17 protein-coding genes and 1 pseudogene are annotated in these 18,753 nt (G+C 57.2%); 7 read left to right on the forward strand and 11 right to left on the reverse strand.

Annotation, left to right across the window (positions count from 1 at the left end):
* Positions 1–307 precede the first annotated feature (307 nt).
* From IPF76_RS15035 to IPF76_RS15045, 3 genes are read left to right on the forward strand one after another with little or no spacing between them, the layout of a single operon-like run.
* Positions 308–1,459, forward strand: coding sequence for an integrase arm-type DNA-binding domain-containing protein (locus IPF76_RS15035; RefSeq protein ID WP_293847368.1), 1,152 nt, complete (start codon positions 308–310; stop codon positions 1,457–1,459).
* A complete protein-coding gene (locus IPF76_RS15040; RefSeq protein ID WP_293845717.1) occupies positions 1,456–1,704 on the forward strand; it encodes a sigma factor-like helix-turn-helix DNA-binding protein in 249 nt (82 codons plus the stop codon). Before IPF76_RS15035 ends, IPF76_RS15040 begins: the two co-directional genes overlap by 4 nt.
* A gap of 51 nt (positions 1,705–1,755) precedes the next feature.
* Positions 1,756–2,685 carry a HEPN domain-containing protein gene (locus tag IPF76_RS15045; RefSeq protein WP_293845720.1) on the forward strand — a complete coding sequence of 310 codons (930 nt, stop codon included), beginning with the start codon at positions 1,756–1,758 and terminating at the stop codon, positions 2,683–2,685.
* A 120-nt stretch (positions 2,686–2,805) separates the two neighbouring features.
* Here the strand turns inward: IPF76_RS15045 and IPF76_RS15050 are convergent, their stop codons facing one another.
* The 5 genes and pseudogenes from IPF76_RS15050 to IPF76_RS15070 all read right to left on the reverse strand — a co-directional run bounded on the left by IPF76_RS15050 (position 2,806) and on the right by IPF76_RS15070 (position 7,898).
* Complete coding sequence (locus tag IPF76_RS15050; protein WP_293845722.1) at positions 2,806–3,705, reverse strand: hypothetical protein; 900 nt, start codon at positions 3,703–3,705, stop codon at positions 2,806–2,808.
* Positions 3,706–4,008: 303 nt separating this feature from the next.
* Positions 4,009–4,737 carry an IS21-like element helper ATPase IstB gene (gene istB, locus IPF76_RS15055; protein WP_293838241.1) on the reverse strand — a complete coding sequence of 243 codons (729 nt, stop codon included), beginning with the start codon at positions 4,735–4,737 and terminating at the stop codon, positions 4,009–4,011.
* Positions 4,724–6,239: pseudogene (gene istA / locus IPF76_RS15060) on the reverse strand (IS21 family transposase). Before istA ends, istB begins: the two are co-directional and overlap by 14 nt.
* 183 nt (positions 6,240–6,422) lie before the next feature.
* Complete coding sequence (locus tag IPF76_RS15065; protein ID WP_293845725.1) at positions 6,423–6,875, reverse strand: hypothetical protein; 453 nt, start codon at positions 6,873–6,875, stop codon at positions 6,423–6,425.
* A gap of 522 nt (positions 6,876–7,397) precedes the next feature.
* Complete coding sequence (locus IPF76_RS15070; RefSeq protein ID WP_293845728.1) at positions 7,398–7,898, reverse strand: hypothetical protein; 501 nt, start codon at positions 7,896–7,898, stop codon at positions 7,398–7,400.
* A 1,129-nt stretch (positions 7,899–9,027) separates the two neighbouring features.
* Between IPF76_RS15070 and IPF76_RS20955 the strand changes: the two genes are divergently transcribed.
* From IPF76_RS20955 to IPF76_RS15085, 3 genes are all read left to right on the forward strand, one after another.
* Positions 9,028–9,369, forward strand: a complete 342-nt coding sequence (locus tag IPF76_RS20955; protein WP_366499732.1) for a helix-turn-helix domain-containing protein — start codon at positions 9,028–9,030, stop codon at positions 9,367–9,369.
* A 300-nt stretch (positions 9,370–9,669) separates the two neighbouring features.
* Positions 9,670–10,515 carry an NYN domain-containing protein gene (locus tag IPF76_RS15080; protein ID WP_293845732.1) on the forward strand — a complete coding sequence of 282 codons (846 nt, stop codon included), beginning with the start codon at positions 9,670–9,672 and terminating at the stop codon, positions 10,513–10,515.
* Positions 10,512–11,033, forward strand: a complete 522-nt coding sequence (locus IPF76_RS15085) for an endonuclease/exonuclease/phosphatase family protein (RefSeq protein ID WP_293845734.1) — start codon at positions 10,512–10,514, stop codon at positions 11,031–11,033. Before IPF76_RS15080 ends, IPF76_RS15085 begins: the two co-directional genes overlap by 4 nt.
* 249 nt (positions 11,034–11,282) lie before the next feature.
* On the opposite strand, the gene IPF76_RS15090 is transcribed toward IPF76_RS15085, so the two are convergent.
* Genes IPF76_RS15090 through IPF76_RS15100 form a run of 3 tightly spaced genes read right to left on the reverse strand, consistent with a single transcriptional unit; the run spans position 11,283 to position 13,496 of the window.
* A complete protein-coding gene (locus IPF76_RS15090; RefSeq protein WP_293845737.1) occupies positions 11,283–12,020 on the reverse strand; it encodes a thermonuclease family protein in 738 nt (245 codons plus the stop codon).
* Positions 12,021–12,054: 34 nt separating this feature from the next.
* The gene (locus IPF76_RS15095) at positions 12,055–12,687 is read right to left on the reverse strand and encodes a hypothetical protein (protein WP_293845740.1); all 633 of its coding nucleotides are present in this window, start codon (positions 12,685–12,687) and stop codon (positions 12,055–12,057) included.
* Complete coding sequence (locus IPF76_RS15100; protein WP_293845743.1) at positions 12,684–13,496, reverse strand: GIY-YIG nuclease family protein; 813 nt, start codon at positions 13,494–13,496, stop codon at positions 12,684–12,686. Before IPF76_RS15100 ends, IPF76_RS15095 begins: the two co-directional genes overlap by 4 nt.
* Positions 13,497–13,873: 377 nt before the next feature.
* Here IPF76_RS15100 and IPF76_RS15105 point away from each other — a divergent pair, with 377 nt between their 5' ends.
* A complete protein-coding gene (locus tag IPF76_RS15105) occupies positions 13,874–14,806 on the forward strand; it encodes a hypothetical protein (protein ID WP_293845745.1) in 933 nt (310 codons plus the stop codon).
* Between the two features lie 248 nt (positions 14,807–15,054).
* On the opposite strand, the gene IPF76_RS15110 is transcribed toward IPF76_RS15105, so the two are convergent.
* Genes IPF76_RS15110 through IPF76_RS15120 form a run of 3 tightly spaced genes read right to left on the reverse strand, consistent with a single transcriptional unit; the run spans position 15,055 to position 18,266 of the window.
* Positions 15,055–15,522, reverse strand: coding sequence for a hypothetical protein (locus IPF76_RS15110; protein WP_293845748.1), 468 nt, complete (start codon positions 15,520–15,522; stop codon positions 15,055–15,057).
* 55 nt (positions 15,523–15,577) lie between these two features.
* A complete protein-coding gene (locus tag IPF76_RS15115; RefSeq protein ID WP_293845751.1) occupies positions 15,578–17,575 on the reverse strand; it encodes a M23 family metallopeptidase in 1,998 nt (665 codons plus the stop codon).
* A gap of 25 nt (positions 17,576–17,600) precedes the next feature.
* The gene (locus IPF76_RS15120) at positions 17,601–18,266 is read right to left on the reverse strand and encodes a hypothetical protein (RefSeq protein WP_293845754.1); all 666 of its coding nucleotides are present in this window, start codon (positions 18,264–18,266) and stop codon (positions 17,601–17,603) included.
* Between the last annotated feature and the right edge of the window lie 487 nt (positions 18,267–18,753).

The following is an 18,753-nucleotide window of genomic DNA, read 5'->3' on the forward strand; positions in this document are numbered from 1 at the left end:
GCGTCCGGTCAAAATTTAGGGTGAACGGACGATAACCACCGTTGCTACCGTCCCATCAAACGCGACTGACGTGGTAGAATATGTGGGAGAAAGGGATTCCACTTGAATATTTATCAAATTAATTCAACTAGAAGTATGAATATCTAGGCAGACACCCTGTCCGCCAAGTTCTAATCCCACATTCTCCCGATCCGTTTTTCACATCGCAGCTTTGCTGCGGGTTTGAGAAGCGATTCGGGTCCCTGTGTGTCCCACAGGATCCAGTCCGACATTTTTGCCAATGTGGGACTAAATTTTATGATTACACCTGAAAAGCACTTCGAACGGGGCTGCGAAGCCCAAGGGAAAGTCGAGCCGTGTAAGCTATGGCGACGGCCTTATGCGGCTCGATCGACCGGGAGGGGCGAGCAGCTGGGTTTGCCGAGTCCAGAAGCACGGCAACCGCCGGGACTTCGGCTTGGGGAGCTGCCAGAAAGTCAGCTTGGCGCAAGCACGGGAGCTGGCGCGCGATATTCGTAGCCAGATCGAATTGGGCATCGACCCCCAATTCGAGCGACATAAGCGGCAGGCGGTGCCGAATTTCAAAGAAGCGGCAGCGCGAGTTTACGAAGTCCATTCGAAGACGTGGCGCAACGGCAAGCACCACGCACAATGGACGCGGACGCTGGAATTATATGCCTTCCCGCACATCGGGAAGTTCCGGGTCGATCAGATCACCGGTCCGATGATCCGAGATTTGCTTGAGGAAATCTGGCTCGACAAGCCCGAAACAGCGCGCCGCGTCCGCCAGCGCGTCGGCGCCGTTCTCGATTGGGCCTACGCGTCGGGCTATCGCGACACCGAGGCTCCCATGCGGGCGATCACTAAGGGATTGCCCCGCCAGCCGCGCCGCGACAATCATTTTGCCGCGATGCCCTACGAGGATGTGCCTGCGTTCGTTCAGACGCTGCGCGAGCGAGAATCTTTCAGTCGGTTGGCGCTGGAGTTTGCCATTTTCACGGCGGCACGATCGGGCGAGGTGCGCGGCGCGACATGGGATGAGTTTGACCTCGAAAAGGGTCTGTGGACGCTTTCTAAGGACCGCATGAAGGCATTCCGCGAGCATGTCGTCCCCCTCTCCCGCCGCCCACTCCGCATCGTTCAGCGCTGCGCGCGGCTTCGCATTGCGGGTTGCGAGTTGGTATTCCCCGGCATCCGCAGAAACCGCCCCCTGTCCGATATGACGCTTTCGAAGCTGGTCAAGGAGTTGGGTGAGCCGTTCACCGCGCATGGGTTCCGCTCGTCGTTCCGTGATTGGGTGAGCGAAGAAACTGACCATCAGAGCGACGTAGCCGAAGCTGCCCTCGCCCACACCGTCGCGAACAAGACCGAGGCTGCCTACCGGCGCGGCAATTTGCTCGAAAAGCGCCGTGTGATGATGGAGGATTGGGCAAATTTCTGTGAAGGGAAGAAGCGGTGAACCGGATTCCCCGCGCGAGGCGCCGCCTGCTACGCCTCTACGAGCGCGCCATTGATCGGCTGGACGAGTTCGACCGGCGCGTCTTTCTTGGTCACCGTGTCGAGGAGCTGAGTTATCGCCAGCTTGCCGAGCGGCACGGCGTCAGCGTTCACGAGATCGAACAGGCGATGATCCGAAGCCTACGCGTGATCGCGCAAACGGTCGATAGAAAGAACCGCAGCCGGTGGCAATTCTGGCGGCGGTGACACCGCTTCGACCTTGCCAATCTGCCATCGTCTCGACAGGGTGCCGCCAACATGAAAACCGACCTCGATCATCTTCCGACGAACAAGCAGCGCGAACTCGAACGCGTGAAGCAGATCATCTTCGCGGAGTTCGAAGACGCGCTCGCCCTCGGCACCATGAGCTGGAAGAAGAAGGGTCGGATCGACAAGATCATTCTGTACGGCAGCTACGCGCGCGGCGGCTGGGTCGATGAGCCGCACACCGCCAAGGGTTATCGGTCAGACTTCGACCTTCTCATCATCGTCAATGACAAGCGGCTCACCGAGAAAGTCGATTTCTGGCTCAAGTTGGACGACCGGCTCATCCGTGAACTGGCGATCGACAAGACGCTCCATACGCCGGTCAACTTCATCGTTCACACTCTGCAGGAGGTGAACGACGGGCTGGCGCATGGGCGTTATTTCTTCATGGACGTCGCCAAGGACGGAATCGCGCTGCACTCCTTTGACGACAAGCCGCTACATACGCCGAAACCGAAAACGCCAGAACAGGCGCTCGCGATGGCGAAGGAATACTACGAAGAATGGTATCCCACTGCCGGGCAATTTCACGGCTCGGCGCTGCATTCGATATCGCAAGGGTGGCTTAAGAAAGCTGCCTTCGACATGCATCAGGCAGCTGAGCGGCTGTACCACTGCGTTCTGCTCGTTTGCACATTCTACACTCCCCACGTCCATAACCTAGCCTTCCTGCGCACCCAGGCCGAGCGGATAGACATGCGCCTCGTGGACGCTTGGCCGCGCGAGCGTCGCGAGGATCGGGCGCGGTTCGAGAAGCTGAAAGAGGCTTATGTTAAAGCTCGCTATTCGAAGCATTACCGCGTCACCGAGCATGAGCTGACTTGGCTCGGCGGCTGCGTCGAGGAACTTGGCCGCGCCGTCCACGCGATCTGCTCCGCGCGGATGGCCGAACTTGAAGCGAGAGCCTCGGTTAGGCTATGATCTCTACGGTCTGAAACCTGCCCCCTCGTTTCTCTCGATCTGGCGATGCGCGGGGCACCGCGACGGGCGAAGATGAGCATTACCGTTTCGCTATAGCACTCTAGTCCGGCGCAACGCGCTTCACATAGCCGTATCAGGGTTCATCTGATTTTCGAAAAAGCTGCCATCGGGGTCACCACTCTGTTCGATAAGGCGATCCCTCTGCGATATGCTCGACAAATCGCTTTCAAGCGCGAAAGCGAACTTGAAGAAATTCCCAAACATCCCGTGTGACAGTTCGAGCCTGTCAAAGCATCCTTTGTGTTCATGGTAAATATGTGTGAACCTAAATCCGCCGATACGAGGAAATTCAGGATCCACTGATTGAAGTGTAATGCTGATATTTGAGATCATCTTCTCGGTGTCATAGGGATATCTCACCACCCGATCCATCGCGACCTTCATTTCCGACAGCGGCCTAGCGGAAAATACGTTCGTGTTGAACATAGTCTCGTCGTTGTACTGGAGGACGATCCCGTGAATGTCGCTCGCCGGGACGACTATATACCTGAACCCTCCTAAGCGGCTCGCAACCTCGGGATATCTAGTGGAATCGAACGAGTCAGCCACCTTCCAATCAGCGTTAAGGCGCAGCCTGTCTTCGTCAGAAATTAAGGCCCAGTCGTGGAAGTTTGATACCTCCAGCTGCTGTCCGAATGTCTCGCGAGCAGCTTTAGGGGCATACGGGAACAGCCTATCTAGAAACCGCCCCATGATGACGACGCCGTCTGCTGTGGCTATGGCAAAGCGGTCCGTATAGTCGCTAATAAGCACGTTGGATGTCGGCAAGAAATGCCCGAACTCATTGGAGAGGTTCTGCCTGAACTCAGCCAGTTTGTTGCCGCGGATCGTGCGACAGAGATTGACTAGATTTTCAGGGTCAGCTTGCTCGGGTTTCTTCGATAGTTCGCGTCGGAGATCGATCAGAAGATCCTGTGCGGACTTAGGTTGATGTTTTAAACCCAAGAGGCGCGTCAGCATGTATTCCCCTCTCTGGCCTCAACCTCGATTGTACGGTCGATATCAGTTCGATGGATATGTTCAATATGCTGGGCCTGAGAAAGTTGGATGGGGCCGCTCCCAATCTGACCTTCCCAATCTATGCGCTGTCAATCGGCGTGCAAACGGGACCCCCTATCGGCGCGCAAAAGGGACCCCCTTTCAAGATGGCGCAAGGTTGATCGGACACGCGCCGTTGCGCTGCGCGCGGCGTAGGGAGGGCGGAGCCCGACCGGAGGCGCGCGCAGCGCAAAGCATCTCTTATTCGGAAGTCAGCGGGGGCGATCAGCTGCGGTTTTTAAAGCGCCAGCTGTCATTGCCGGTCTCGACGATATCGCAATGATGAGTGACACGATCGAGGAGCGCGGTGGTCATCTTGGGATCGCCGAACACCGTTGGCCACTCCCCGAACGCGAGGTTGGTGGTGATGATAACGCTGGTCTGCTCGTAGAGCTTGCTGACCAGATGGAACAGCAGTTGGCCGCCTGAGCGGGCGAACGGCAGATATCCCAGTTCGTCGAGCACGATCAGGTCGAGGCGGGATAGCTGGGCGGCGAGAGCGCCGCTCTTGCCGATTCTGGCCTCCTCTTCGAGGCGGGTCACCAGATCGACGGTGTTGAAGTAGCGGCCTCGCGCACCCGAGCGAACGACATTGGCGGCGATGGCGATGGCAAGGTGGGTTTTGCCGGTGCCCGTGCCGCCGACCAGGACGATGTTGCGCCGAGCGGGCAGGAACGCGCCGCTGTGAAGCGAACGCACCAGGCCTTCATTGATCGGTGTGCCCTCGAACCGGAACGCATCGATATCCTTCACGACCGGCAGCCTGGCGGCCGCCATCCGGTATCGGATCGAGGCAGCATGGCGATGTGTTGCTTCCGCGCGCAGAAGGTCGGTCAGTATCTCCATCGTGGTGCGCTGGCGCTGAAGGCCGGTGGTGACCGCATCGTCGAACGCGCCCGCCATGCCCTTGAGCCCAAGCCCGCGCATCGCCTCGATCATGTCATGCCGCTGCATCGAAGGTCCTCAGCTGGTCGTAACGGGCGCAGTCGGCGATCGGCGGATGGCGCAAGGCGCTGTCCTCGGAGGTGATGATGGTGAGCGGTCGCGGCGGTTCGCGCCGCCGCGCCAGGATGTTGAGGATCAGGTCGTCGCTCGCCGTGCCGGTCGCCAACGCCTCGCGCACGGCCGCTTCGACCGGCTCCAGGCCATCGGTCAGCACGGCCGACAGCACGCGGACGAACCGGCGGTCGGCATCGTCGCCATTGCCAAGCTTGCGGCGCAGGCGCGCCAGCGCCGGCGGCAGATCCCAGTCCTGGAAGGGCGCACCGTTCCGCAGCGCGCCGGGCTTGCGGGCCAGCACCGGCAGATAATGCCAAGGGTCATAGATCGTGCGGTTGCGCCCGAAGTAGCGGGGATGCTCGGCGACAACCTCCTCGCCGCAGCGTACGACGATGCGGTCGGCATAGGCCCGGACCTGCACCGTCCGCCGCGCCAGCGTCGAGAGAACCGAGTAGCGGTTGCGATCGAAGCTGATCAGGCAGGTGCCAGTCACCGCATGCTCGCTCTCGTTAAAGCCGTCGAACGGTCCAAGCATCGGCTGCAGCGCGGATCGCTCGATCTCCAGCGCCTGCGCCACGGTCAGCTCGCCCTGTTCCGGGTGTGCCTGTCGTTCCGCCCAGCGCTGGCACTCGGCCTCCAGCCAGCCATTGAGCTCGTCGAGACTGGCGAACCGCAACCGGGGTTGGAAGAAGCGGCCCCGGATCGTCTGCACCTGGTTCTCGACCTGGCCCTTCTTCCCATCCCGCCGCCGGCGAGCAGGCGGTCGGCTCGATCATATAATGGTCGGTCATGATCAAGAAGCGCCGGTTGAAGACCCGCTCCTTGCCGGTGAACACGCTCGTCACCGCCGTCTTCATATTGTCGTAGATGCCGCGGCCCGGCACGCCGCCGAAGAAGGCAAAGCCGCGCGCATGCGCGTCGAACAGCATCTCCTGGCTCTCGCGTGGATACGCCCGGACATAGACCGCCCGCGATGCACACAGCCGCATATGCGCAACCTTCACGCGCATCGGCTTGCCGGCGATCTCCACGTCCTCATGGCTCCAGTCGAACTGATAGGCCTCGCCCGGCTTGAACGTCAGCGGGATGAAGGCGGTAACACCATCGCCGGCATCCTTGCGTCGGTCGGCCTTCCAGCGCGCCGTGTATCGGCGCACAGCATCGTAGGAGCCCTCAAAACCTTCGCGCACCAGCAGGTCATGGATCCGCGTCATCCGCAGCCGCTCACGCCTGCCGCGCACCTCGTTCTCTTCCAGCAACGTATCGAGCCGAGCCTGGAACGGCCCGATCCGCGGCAGCGGCTGAACCTTGCGCTGATAGTCGAATGCGCCTTCCGGCGCCCGGATCGCTTTGCGGATCACCTTCCGCGACACACGCAAATCCCGCGCGATCGCCTTGATCGCCTTGCCACCGGCATACTCGCGCCGAATCCGAACCACCGTCTCCAAAACCAACATCCCGATCTCGCCGCCTGATTATCCAGCCGGCTGCTTAAACCATCGAAATGAGGGGTCCCTTTTAGACGCCGATCACCCCGCTAACGGGGTCCTTTTTGCACGCCGATCCACACTATGCGCCAAGCCAAGTACCTCCCAATCCAGTGAGTGCGGCAACGACTGTTGCGAGAATTGCGCTGTCGATCATTCTTCTGGTGCCACTCTGCCGCTCTTCAGCCAGCCAAGGTAGGACCGTCCAACGGCAGCGATCCTTCTCCACAGGCCCGCTATCAGAAGCAGGAGACCGGCGGGTAAGATACCTTCCCTGAAGAAGCTGGAAAAAGCTTGCCGTTCCAGAATGCGCTTGTTCCACCAGCTTGTGCGATCGTTGACGTATTTTTCGGCGTCATCAATGGATTCTCGGCAGTCGCCCACTTCTTTGATTGTCGGATTGCGCCACTGCGCGTTTTCGTCGGCGGTCGGATCGTACTTGGAATAATCGCACTTCTCATACCGCTCCGGATCGTCGCGATACGCTGCAATGGCGTCCTGCGCTGCATTGTAGCGGCCGACAGACTGGTATCCTGTGTACGCCAGCCACAGAGCAACGACGCTCAGCGCTAACCGAAAGCCGATTGTGTTGGTTTGGAAAATCATCGCCTGTTGCCCCTCATCAACGGCAAGTCTGACAAGCTAGCTTCAATTCCAATTGAGTTCAAACTCATCGGAAATTCGTTGCTACCATACCGTAAATTCCTGAAATCATATAATAATATTGCGAATGCATGGCATCGCTTGGCAGAGCCATACGAAAGTATCACGGTAAAACAGCCACATACGCGCCCGAAGCTGGCACGGCTTTTATCTTGCCTTCTTATTTGGCTCCCGTTTTCTGCAAGATTTCGCCATCTCGATCTCTCCTCAATACCAGTAATTGCCGTTGATCCCGAATGGGCGCACGGCAGAACACGACCAATTGCGGACATTGGATCTGGCGGCATTCCATTCCGCTAAAGTTTGGCGGGAGGGATGCTGTGAAGCGTCGAAAACCGAAGATCAGCATGAAAGATGCTGCACCGACGAAGGGTCGCAGGGCTTGACGCGCGAACGAATGCCGTCAGTCGATTGGCCGACGTAGATAACGAGCGGGCGCAACATCAGCCGACATTGCGCTAAAGCTCAGTTCGCGCGCGTGATACAACATTGCACGCCCCCCTCCCACGGGTGGCGGTCAGTTTCGCGCTCAAATTTGTGCGTCCCAATCAACGTGATTGTGGAGCCGGGAGCGATAGGTGAGGTCGCCATAGGGAACTTATCAGCGAACTGACAGCGGTATGGCTGACTGGCTGTTGGCCCGGCACATTCTGCCCCACTCCCTTGTGGAAAATGCAACTGAGCACTGATGTCGGCAGTATACTCCAGACCGCCTCTATCATTCTTCTCATAGACCTTTTCATTGCGAAACTCGGCGCTGAGCAGGGTATAGGGTGTGTGTGAATATAAGCGGCTGAGGTGGCTAGTAAACCCGTGCATTTTCTCTTCTTCTGGCGGTTGTTCTAATGTCAATCCAACAGAGGAAGCGATGCTATTTCCGCCGCCGCTTGGAACCGCCTGTGTTAGTACATACCCCACCAAGGCGACTGTGGCAGTGACGCTTACAATGTTTGCCAATTTTGTCATCGCCGTACTCCTGCGACAAAATTACCCAGTGACGCACATGCTTTGACTAAGATGACTAGCCCTGCCGCCACGGCAGGCATCAATAATTTGGCCTGAAACATAAAATGCCCCTCCGGTAGTTTTTTGAGAATGACGAAGCGCGCCACGTAGCCTCCCCCGTTACCGCCATAATATATGGAGCTCATATATCGCAAGAGCGTAGGCATAAGGAGTAATCTGCGAAGACGCCTGTTGGCATGGTGCGGAAAGAAGGTCCGGCGAAGCGCTCTGCCGACCGCGCCAGCTCCGCTTTTTCTTCGCCCGCGAAGCTACCTCGCAGTTTGCATTCTGCTCCGGCTCTCGTTTTTCACTGAGCCTAGCTTCGGGGGCCATGTTTACCCGGCGATATTCGCGCTCGCTGCCGCCGTTCCTTTCCAACCCGCTTGGCATAAATGGCAAACTGGAGAATTTTTTGCGGAGAAGTTGACGTCCGCTCTCCCCCCCTTTTCTGACACCCGCCAGTACCCTTCTGATACCCTGACTGTAACCGCGACGTTGCCGGGACGCGATGCTTCGCATCGGCCCCACATATTATAATCACACACCTTACGCACGGGTGCATAACGCTTTTCCGCCACTTTTCGAGGGTGCGATCCGACTACACCGCTGCCTCGGTGAATGCAAAGCGACGGTTTTCTGCGACGTTTCGAGGCTGCGCATCGTACTCTCGTCGGACGCAAATATGGCGGACGGAATCAGGCGCGAGCGCCAGATCAGCCGCTCGCGCTTGGGTGTCTCCAGCGGTGAAGTAAGGACCGGGAGGAAGACAATCAAAGTCCGATGGTCGAGACGCCACGCGGGCAGCGGAAGTGCTCTGCCGAGCGAATCAATGCGTTCAAACGCGTCCCCAGCAGATTGACTGCGTCCGATCAAACGGCGAGCCGACCTCAGTCGTAGAAACGGCTACTCTAGGCCACAAACGTCATGTGGAAAACGACGGCGCAATTTTAGATAATCGGACGCGGCGGAGTGGCTGCCCCTCTCTTTCCCGGCCATCCCGCCACCGCTGCCCCCAACCATCGGTGTCCCTATGTCTTCCCTGCCCTCTTCCCCGCCGCCTTCGTCGCCGTTGGCTATCGAGCCAATCAGTATGCGCATTCCAGATGCCTGCCGGTTTACCGGTATCAGCCGCAGTACGCTTTATCTGCTGATCGCGAGGGGCGAGGTCGAAATCGTCAAGCTGGGGGCCGCCACGCTCATCCTTACCGAAAGCTTGCGCGATTTGATCGAGCGGCAACGGGGCGGTCATCTTAGCCGAACTGCGATTTCAATCCAGAATCGGCCGGTCGAAAGTAGCCAAAGAGCCAATTTCGACCATCGACCGAGATCTCAGGATCGTCATCGCTCGGCAGCGCACAACAGATCGATGCCTTTGTTCGAAGAAGAGCAAATTTCTTTTCCGGATCCGAACCATCGACCCTTGACCGACTAACCGTGTTACCAGCCTGCGGACTGACAATCACGTTTACCTCATGTCCAGCGGAACGACGGCGGCCAGCGAAATAACTCTGATAGAATTCGGGAAACGCAATCCCAGCTTGGTTTGCGAAGCAAAGCTCGGGAGTGCGCCGGGCGTTTCACTGCTAACGGCCGCACCGTTTATGCAAAACCCGAAAAAATCCTTGCGGCGCTCGCGGATGCGGAGAAACATGGAGAACCGGCTAGGAACTGAGATTACCGGGATGCATTGATGATTTTCCGCCGTATGTTGGCGCCCAGGGCAAGGAAGAACATGGAAACCGACCAGCCTGCTCCCCCCGTCATCAATCGGCGTATTGCCCTACTGATTGACGCGGACAACGTATCACATGGCAAGATCGGTTCCATTGTTGCCGAGCTATCAAAATATGGCACCGCCAACATCCGGCGGGCCTACGGCGATTGGGCAAGCGCCAGGTTGAATGGCTGGAAGGACAAGGTCCACGAATTCGCCATCCGGCCGATCCAGCAGTTCAGCTATTCCTCGGGCAAGAATGCTACAGATATTGCCTTGGTTATCGATGCAATGGAATTGTTGTACACGCAGGATCTCGACGCATTTTGCATTGCCTCAAGTGACGCCGATTTCACGCCGCTGGTTATGCAGCTCAAGGCAAATGGGCACGAGGTCTATGGTTTTGGCGAGCGCAAGACCCCTGACCCCTTCGTGAATGCATGCACCACCTTTCTGTACCTAGACGGCCTTGAAAGTGGATCGGCGCCGGTAGCAGGTCCAGCAGACGCGCCTGTTTCCAAGCCGCAAGCGAAAGCTGGTGCCAAGACTGCCGCGACGGCGAAAGGTAGCGTTTCCGCCGCGACAGCTCTGCCCGCGAAGCCTCTCGCGCAAAACGCAAAGCTGGTCACCGTGCTACGCGGAGGCGTCGAGGCGGCAGCGCGCGAAGATGGCTGGGCATTGATGTCGGCGGCAGGTAGTGCGGCAAAACGCCAAGCCCCTATTGATCCGCGTAATTACGGAGTAAAAAATTTTCCTGCGCTATTCGAGGCGACCGGCCTGTTCGAGATTTTCAAGGTGGACGGCGGCCAGAGCTACATTGCTGACCGACGCAACAGGGACCGGTCAGCAACCCCAAACAGATGACCGACCCAGCCCTCAGCATCGTAGTTTGGAACGTGGAGTGGCAACTGCCACGCTCACGGAGCGCAGATGAGCTTCGGCGTCGGATTTACGCGGTAAACCCGGACATCATATGCTTGACCGAAGCCTACATAGGCTTTTTGCCAGATTTCGGGCATGTCGTCGCATCCTCGCCGGATTATGGTTATCCGATCAAGGAAGGGCGCAGGAAGGTTTTGCTTTGGAGCCGCGAACCGTGGCGAGACTTTGACGCGACCGGCGATGACGGCATGCCCCAAGGTCGCTTTGTCTCGGCGCGCACCGGAACGCCAATTGGCGAAATTGATTTCGTCGGCGTTTGCATTCCTTGGGCAGCCGCCCACGTATCAACCGGGCGGAAGGATCGTCAGCGTTGGGAGGATCATCTTCAATATCTCACCGGCCTCAACCGCATGCTCAGTGACCGTGATCGGCGAACGATAGTTGCCGGAGATTTTAACCAGAGAATACCGAGGCGCGATGCGCCGCACCTAGTAATATGAGGCCCTCAGTTCGGCGATTATGGACCGCTTCGCAGTTCCGACGAAGGGACAGATCGCCCCTCTTGGCGAGCTGGCAATCGATCACGTCGCACATAGCTCAGATTTGGTGAGCCTGTCAGTCACCGGCCTGTCGAATCTTCTCGAAGGCAAGCCAAGGTTGACCGACCATTTCGGGCTGCACGTTAATCTACTTGCTACCCCGTCGTCATGATTTCGCAAGGCGAGTTGCTGTCCAGGATCGCGCTCGACCTATTCCGGTGCTGAACGAGAATATCGACATTTCGGAAACTCCGAGCAGCCACTGAAGCGACCGAACTTCCCGCTGCGCTCCACTATGTGGCCTACACAGCCATTTGTCGGGCATGGCTCCACGCCAACCCGGCTATCAAAAAGCGACGGTTGCTTGGTTAGCTGCCGTCCATCCCGCCTTTTCGCGCGGTATTGGTGCTTTTTGAACTCCCATGGGTGAATATTGTCGTTCCACGCCCAGATACCTCGACGGCTTCGCTGAGCGTCGGCGAGCGCCTTAAAATAGCGCTCGTCGGGTTCGTAACGATCAAGTACCCAAGCCCAACCATTGAGGACCATTTCAAGCTCGATGTTCCTGCATAGGTAGGTCTCGTCACTTCGCAGTCCTGTAGGGCCGCGTAACGACAACAAACCGCCGACACCGGAATTCACCTGCCTTAGGTAAGGAGTAGCAACAACGCGACGATGTCGATCAACGACGCGGCCCGTGTCCATTTTCGTCAGAATGGCCAGATCAAGCCATTGTCCTCCTACGATCCGCTCCAAAAAATCCTTCGCGTCCTGCCCGCCCGGTTGCGCCATCTCGGGCGCATCGATGAAGCCAAAGCGAACTGTAAACTCCATTTCGATGCCATGCCGGGGATCGGAAATGCGAGTCAGAAAACCGTCTCCGTCGAACACCCTGAGAACGGGTACCCGCAGGGTTTCGCATTCCGGTTCCTCGGGTACGATCAGCATATTGCACCCCTCTCACAGCAGGCTCACAAAAACATCAATCCATGCGACGCTTTGCTACCGGCACCCAGAGAAAACGAAATCGGCCTCCTCGGCAATCAAGATCGGAGTAATCCCGCCACACCAATGGATAGCTTCCGTGAATTTCGAGCACTGACTCACGGCCTTTCGTTGTACCGGCCCCTGCGGTCGCTCCCCACCCTAATGTTCCACCCAACTGGCGCTGGTCGGCGAGGTCGAAAGCAGCATCAACGGTGTCATTGCGTCGTCTCGGCTGCCAGTAAGCGGGATCGTTGCTCAGAACGAGGACCGCGGCGCCATGACCGGTGCGCTCGGCATATCGCTCCATTCGAAGAATATCCTTGCAGACGTCATAGCGGCGAATGTCATGCGCGCCCTGATGACGCAGGATCGTCACCTCGTCATCGATCGTTGCTGTCATTCCCTTGCAGAGGTATTTGAGTTCGAGCGCGTGCCGATGCTCGCCGATCAGTAGGATGTCGATTGCGCCGCGCATTCCTGAGCCGAGCGGTTGTTCAAGGCGCACGCCGAGGTCGGGATCGGCGCGGCGCAGCTCGTAGGCAAGTTCGTGCTGGAAATCCGCCTCGGAACAGAACACCGGGCGGCGCGCGGAAAGTCGGGACATGACCATATCTATTTCGACCATCATGTCATCTTTTCTGCAACCGCGATCATGTCTCGCCATTCAGTGCTATCTACGGGGAAGGTCCACTCCTGAGGTTTGCGGTACCAAGGAATCGAGACCCGCAGCCGCTGGCGGTAGCTCTTGGGATTGAGGCCGTAGCGGGCAGCTATCGCTACTGCCGTATCGATATCCGCTCCGGCCCACTGGCGCGCCGAATGCAGCGACTGCCGGGTGGCGCTGGCGGCATCGTCCGCTACAACAAAAGCCATTTTTGGACGCCTTCGTTCATGGGCGAGGTTGTCGCTGAACGTCACTACTCCTCGCTCCTGCAATTGCGCCATAACGCTTGCCCGCGCCCGCGAAATCCGGCGATGCTGTTCGGTCTGCACACATTTTTTGAGATTCAGCGGCGGGGCATATCTGCCTACCAGCTCTGTCTCTCGAGCGTCCGGATGCGTGCAAACCTCAATGGCCAGGTCGAGATTGTCGTGCATCCATCTGCTCAGCCTTGCCTCGGACGGCCCGTCCAGCCCCCATGTGTCGGCGGAATTCGGCTTGATAATGAGCACTGGAGCCAGACCCAGCTCATCCATCAGCAGGACGGCAAGGCTCTTGCGAGGAGAGTGATTGCGCGTCCGCGCATCGAAGTGGCAGCGACCACTCAAACCCTTCCGATTGGCGGCAAGGCCGATGTAGAGTAGCCCCTGCTCTCCCGGCTCAACGCCCGGGAGAGTCGAGTCTTCGCGAAGGAAAAGGGCATACACGCCCGCTTCGTGTCCAAGAATGAAGTCCGACCGGGGGCAGCGTCGCCATTCTAGCAGTGATTGTTTCATGTAACCTCCTGCCTGACTCGACTCAGACAGCCTTAGCTTTACAATCGCTATAAATTGCGCGCGAACGATCCAAGGGCAACAGAATAACGAAATTTAGTAAGCTCGCCGAATATTGCGAACATCAAAGCCTTCGTGAATTCGAACTTCCGTTCTACAAGATCGAGGCTATCATAGAAACCAAGTTGCCGGATAGTGCTTTAAGACCTCAGTATTGGGCAAATGTCGTCGATGGCAAGGGGCCGGTCTGCACGGCAATGCGCGGCACGCCCTATCAGACTTTTCTTGTCTCAGGTTCCAAGCGTGTGCGGTTCGAACGGAAATTCTGATTGTGCGACAGCAATCGCGCCGGCGCGTGGAACAATTTATAGCGGTGATTTATGCTTAGGATCGAACGGGGTCTGATCGGCGCGCTGGTAGGACTGATAGTGCTAGGCGCCAGCCCTAATAGCGAAGAAAAAAGCAAACACGATCAACGGACTATTGGCGAAGTCAATGGCACTCTCCGGTCGTCTGCCAACCCACCTGCTAACATCACTCTTGATCGCGAAAAGCCCTGCAATGCTGGCAATGAGGATCGATCCACCGATTTGTGCGCTCAATGGAAGGCTGCCGATGCCGCAAGCGATAGCGCCGATGCGGCTTGGTTGTTCGGCGGTGTCGGGTCGATTATTGGGGCGCTGACTCTTCTCGCCGCCAGCGCAGCGGCTCTTTTTGCAAAAAGAGCCGCTGACCATACTAAGTCGGCCGCTCATCACGCGGAGACAAGCAATACACTCAACACGATTTCTGCCGAACGACAGGACAGAGCCTACTTGGCTGTAGATCCCGGGGGAATCAATCGAACCAAGAGCAACCGCGCGGTGGGCGACATCGTTATTCGCAACGTCGGCAAAATTCCGGCTAAGAATGTCATGTCTTTCGTTCGCCTTAAAACAATGAGAAGCACGAACGTAGGGGCGCTCGACTGGCCGAGCGATGGGGTAATTGCTGACCGCACGATACAACCGGGCGGCGAGATGCGTAGGAGCTCAACCGGAACAACCGCTATTAAAAACATCGATGATCCGGCGGTGCACATCTTTGTGTGGGGCATAATTCGATACGATGACGGTTTTGGGAGACCACGATTCACCCGGTTCTGCCATCGCTACCCTGGGGCTTGGACCACGCGGATTGAAAGACCAAGAACTGACCTAACCAAGAGCCGCGCACGAAGTTTGCTTACGGCGATGCTCGAAAGCCCATATGCTGACGAGCTGATTCCGGCTCGCTTTGCACGCCATCAAAATGTGCATAACGACGCCGAATGATACGGGCTTGGTAGCACGCCCCGAAAAGGAACCCGAGAGCGAGACCTTTGCGGCAGAGTTATCGCGAACTTGGTGGTGCACGATGCCTGCGACATCTGCCCTTTGCACGCTAGAGAAGGTAGTTGCGGCTCCACCTCATCAGGAATCTTTGAGAGCGTTCCGGTGTCATCTTCACTACAAACCTCGCTTTCGGCGAAGTCATGTCCAAGAGCCAAGCGTCTTGTGAGCGCGTCATCGACGATAGCTTCTTACTCACCGCCGTCAAAGTCGAGCGACACCGACCTACTTACGGCCCCCATCCTTGCGTTGAGCACCACCCGACCTCCGCAGCCGACATTTGGTACCCAAAGCGCCAGAACAGCTACGCCTGCCTCGCTTGTTAAGACGCTGGTATATGTGCGGCGCGCGAGGATTTTGCCGTTTGCGCCGTTTGCTACCAACGTGATCGGGGTATCCACATTCTCCGCACCGGACGAGCGAACATCGATCGTGAATAATGCATCGTTGGCATTTTCTTGCGCGTCGCCCTCGCCAATGCACGTATTCCACAGCGTCACCGTCTTCGGAGGAGCTATGTTGCCTGACAGCCTGCCGGTCTCTTCATACCAAAGCCGGACTTGAGGGTTGGCGAGGGTAGGCGCCGCTACAGCGATTTGCCCTCCAAAGCCAAGCACGGACGCACCTAATACGATAAACGCTTTCAATCCACGTTTCATGCTCGCACCTCTAATCTGGATTCCCGATTTTTGTTAAATAAAAACCGACCTACCATCACTCGCCAAAATAATAACGATATTTTCCATTCCGCTCTGGTTTAACTTGAGCTAATGACCCTTGCCATTGACCAACCATCAAATCATTTGTCTCATACGAGTAGAGTAAAAGATTCGACTGAACTACCCCCCATTTTTCTATGAAGTTTGGGTAGTTGTTATAACCAATATCTGATCCGTTAAACACAGCCACGGAAGCGTTGTAATATTTTGACCCGTTGCCTTCGTAATTACGCGGCATTGCGCCGATAGTCATATCCACCAGCACGACAGCGAAGTCCTCGAATCGATCCCTGTTGAAATCACCGACAGCGTAATAGGGATGACTATTCGAATATTGTCCCCGGATTTCGCTGCTCACCCGGTCCCATTCCCAAAAATCTGATGTCTGCGCCAACCTGATTAGCGGATTGGCCTTTAGAAAGTTAGCAAGCGGGGAGACATGGCGCTCGTTCATGAACGCCATATCCGCCTTTGCGAGCGTAGGCTTGGGGACCGTGGCTTGCGAAGTGCTGCTGAGTGGTATCTGGTCGAGTTTGTTGGGGCATTCCCCTCTTGTCTGCCTCACCACCTTGCCTCGCTGGAACCAGCGTGCAGTCCCCGAACGATTGTTGGTGCTCTCGTAAACGCACACAAGGGCTGTTTGCCCATTTGCTCCCTGCGCCAGAACTATCGTATTGCTAAAAAAATCACGGCACAAATTGGTGCATTTGTTCCAAAGTAATAGCCGTCCACCTGACACCTCGGGAGGCAATGTTACCCCCACATCATCCCTGATCCTCGTCAACAGCCTTTGGTCGGGGACCGCTGCTCGAACAAGCTTCCATAGGTTCACATCACTCGAAACTGAGAAGGCCCGCCCAACCTCAGGATTTGTGTAGCTGGCGAAATCAACTTGTCCCGCCGTTGCCGGTGCGACAACAGGCGGACGCGGCGCAGGAGTTTGCGGCGGAGTTGAACCGCGCCAAGTTGGCGGCAACTTTGCATCCGCGCAGTGGAAATAGCGGAGACCGTCCCGTTCATACATGCTCTGGCTCAGAACGAGGAAACTAACCGAATATGTTTTGTTATCCTCCCATCCCTTCACATCAGCGACGAAAGGCTGAGATCCGTTCGCCCGAGCCGGGGCGACGGCACGAGGATAGGCGGCGTGTTTCCGACCACCCGAGAAGAACTGGCCGTTCCACCATTCAAGCGTTGCGTTTGATGCCTGCGCGCAGCGAGTGGGAAACGCGACATAGGCTCCCATGCGTAGCTGGGGCATTTGCGCGGGAGTGACCGGTGCGATCGGCCTTTGAGCCATGGCTGGTTCCCCGCCATTGTCATTCGCCGACCGAAGGTTGCCTTCCCATACATAGCCGAATGGCCCGAGCGGCGAATGAACTTCCATCGCTGCTAGCTCGACCTTCAACCAACGCGATTTTCCGTCATCCCCGGGCACCCAGCTTCCGGACATCAGGGACCCTGCCGTGCGCGTGGCGAGCACCTGAGAACCGCTTGTAGAGGCCTTGCTGCGAACATTCGCTGCTGCGGTGACCCATACCCTTGCCTCTTCACCCGAAGCGCCCGGATCCAGCACGGGCTGCGAAGGATTGAGCGCCTGCTTTCCGAAAGTCGCGACCTTGGGGTCAACCCAGTCCGCCAAAAACTCCGAAGAGCGGCGCTTATCTCCTTTCCCATATATATTGAGCCAGTCAGGATGAAAGCGGCTCGCGAAATGCCGGGTTTCAAAATGCAGATGGCATCCGGTGGCGACGCCGGTCTTCCCAATTTCCCCAATGCGAGTTCCTCGCGCGACGCTTGTGCCGACAGCAAGATCGTCGCGTCCATCCAACTTGGGGGGCGCTTGCAGATGTAAGTAAAGTGAAAATGTGCGCTTACCCAGCGACGGCAAGGTGCCATGGTCGATCATGACCATGTAGCCGAGACTATTGAAGTTTCGATCGGCTGGATCAGACACGACATCAACCACGGTGCCATCCTGCCAAGCGCTCACCCCCCCTACCGCGAACCCGGACGTGTTAGTCCATCACTTCCCAGCCGTTGTTGGTGAGAGCGAGCGTCGCGGTTCCTTCGCCCTCCAACGGAAGTCGGTCGCTTTGGTACTTGCCGATATTTGCCCACGGCTGGTCGGGCAGCGCACTGACAATATTACCTCCGGCATCCACGGTGTTCCAACGGTAGGTAACCTGCGTCGTATTTTGCCCATCGGACGGAACAATAAATCTGACGACTTCTGAAACTTGTCCTTTGCCTGCGCAAAACAGCGGGTTCTTCCGTGGCGGTCGGTCCCGGAATTGTTTCTTTTCACCCAGCTGATACAGTGAGCGTCCGAGGTCGGTGAGGTCGAACCTGCGGTATTGGACTGGCCCACCCATCATGCCGGTTTGCTCGCTCTCTAATTTGGAAACCAGCAGTCCTGCTGCTTCAAAATCTTGGAATCGCGGCCCGGTGACATTGTCAAATCCGCCAATTGCGACGGTTACAGGAAAGGGTTCATTGCCGGTCAAGAAGTCAGCCATTTCTACCCTGGCATTGTTTACGTAGGCCTCCGCAAACAAGGGGCCATTGCCAAAAAATTCGATGCAAGGGCTCAGCCGAACTTCCTCTGAAACGATCTCAGAAATTCGATCTTCCGTCAGGGCATTGGGATCACCGCAGGATCCGAGTGTCAGTGCCAGTCCCACCAATAACGCCGCTCGTCCAGTTACCATCTTCTATCCCCCTCAACGCGCCGCGCCAGCACCGATTATCAAACTTATCAGAGTTTCGGCGTTTCTCGCGACCCGCTTGCGCAACGTCCCCTTAACCATCCTTAAGCTCCCCGACTCGATTTACAAGTCGGCCCAAAAGGTAGTTCCGTAGAGCAATTCTGAGGGACTCATGGCGAAATCGGCAGCACACCAAACGTCGGTACAGCCATCAAAGGCCGACGATCACGACTTGACCAGTCGAATTTACGCACAACGAGCTGCCATCGGGGCCAATCTGGCATTTTGAGCTTTTGGAGTTGTCCGCGACCGTCAACTCACCATCTCGTAGTTTGGAAAGGCTGCTAGCGTAGCATGGAAAATGTTAGACAAGAATCTCGTATTCTGGCATAGCGGTTCTCCGGACTGAATGTGATTTCAGGCACACGGGGAACGCCGTGTGGGAGCGAATTTCGCAGACATG

Source organism: Sphingopyxis sp. (assembly GCF_016704835.1).
In the GTDB taxonomy this organism is placed as follows: Bacteria; Pseudomonadota; Alphaproteobacteria; order Sphingomonadales; family Sphingomonadaceae; genus Sphingopyxis.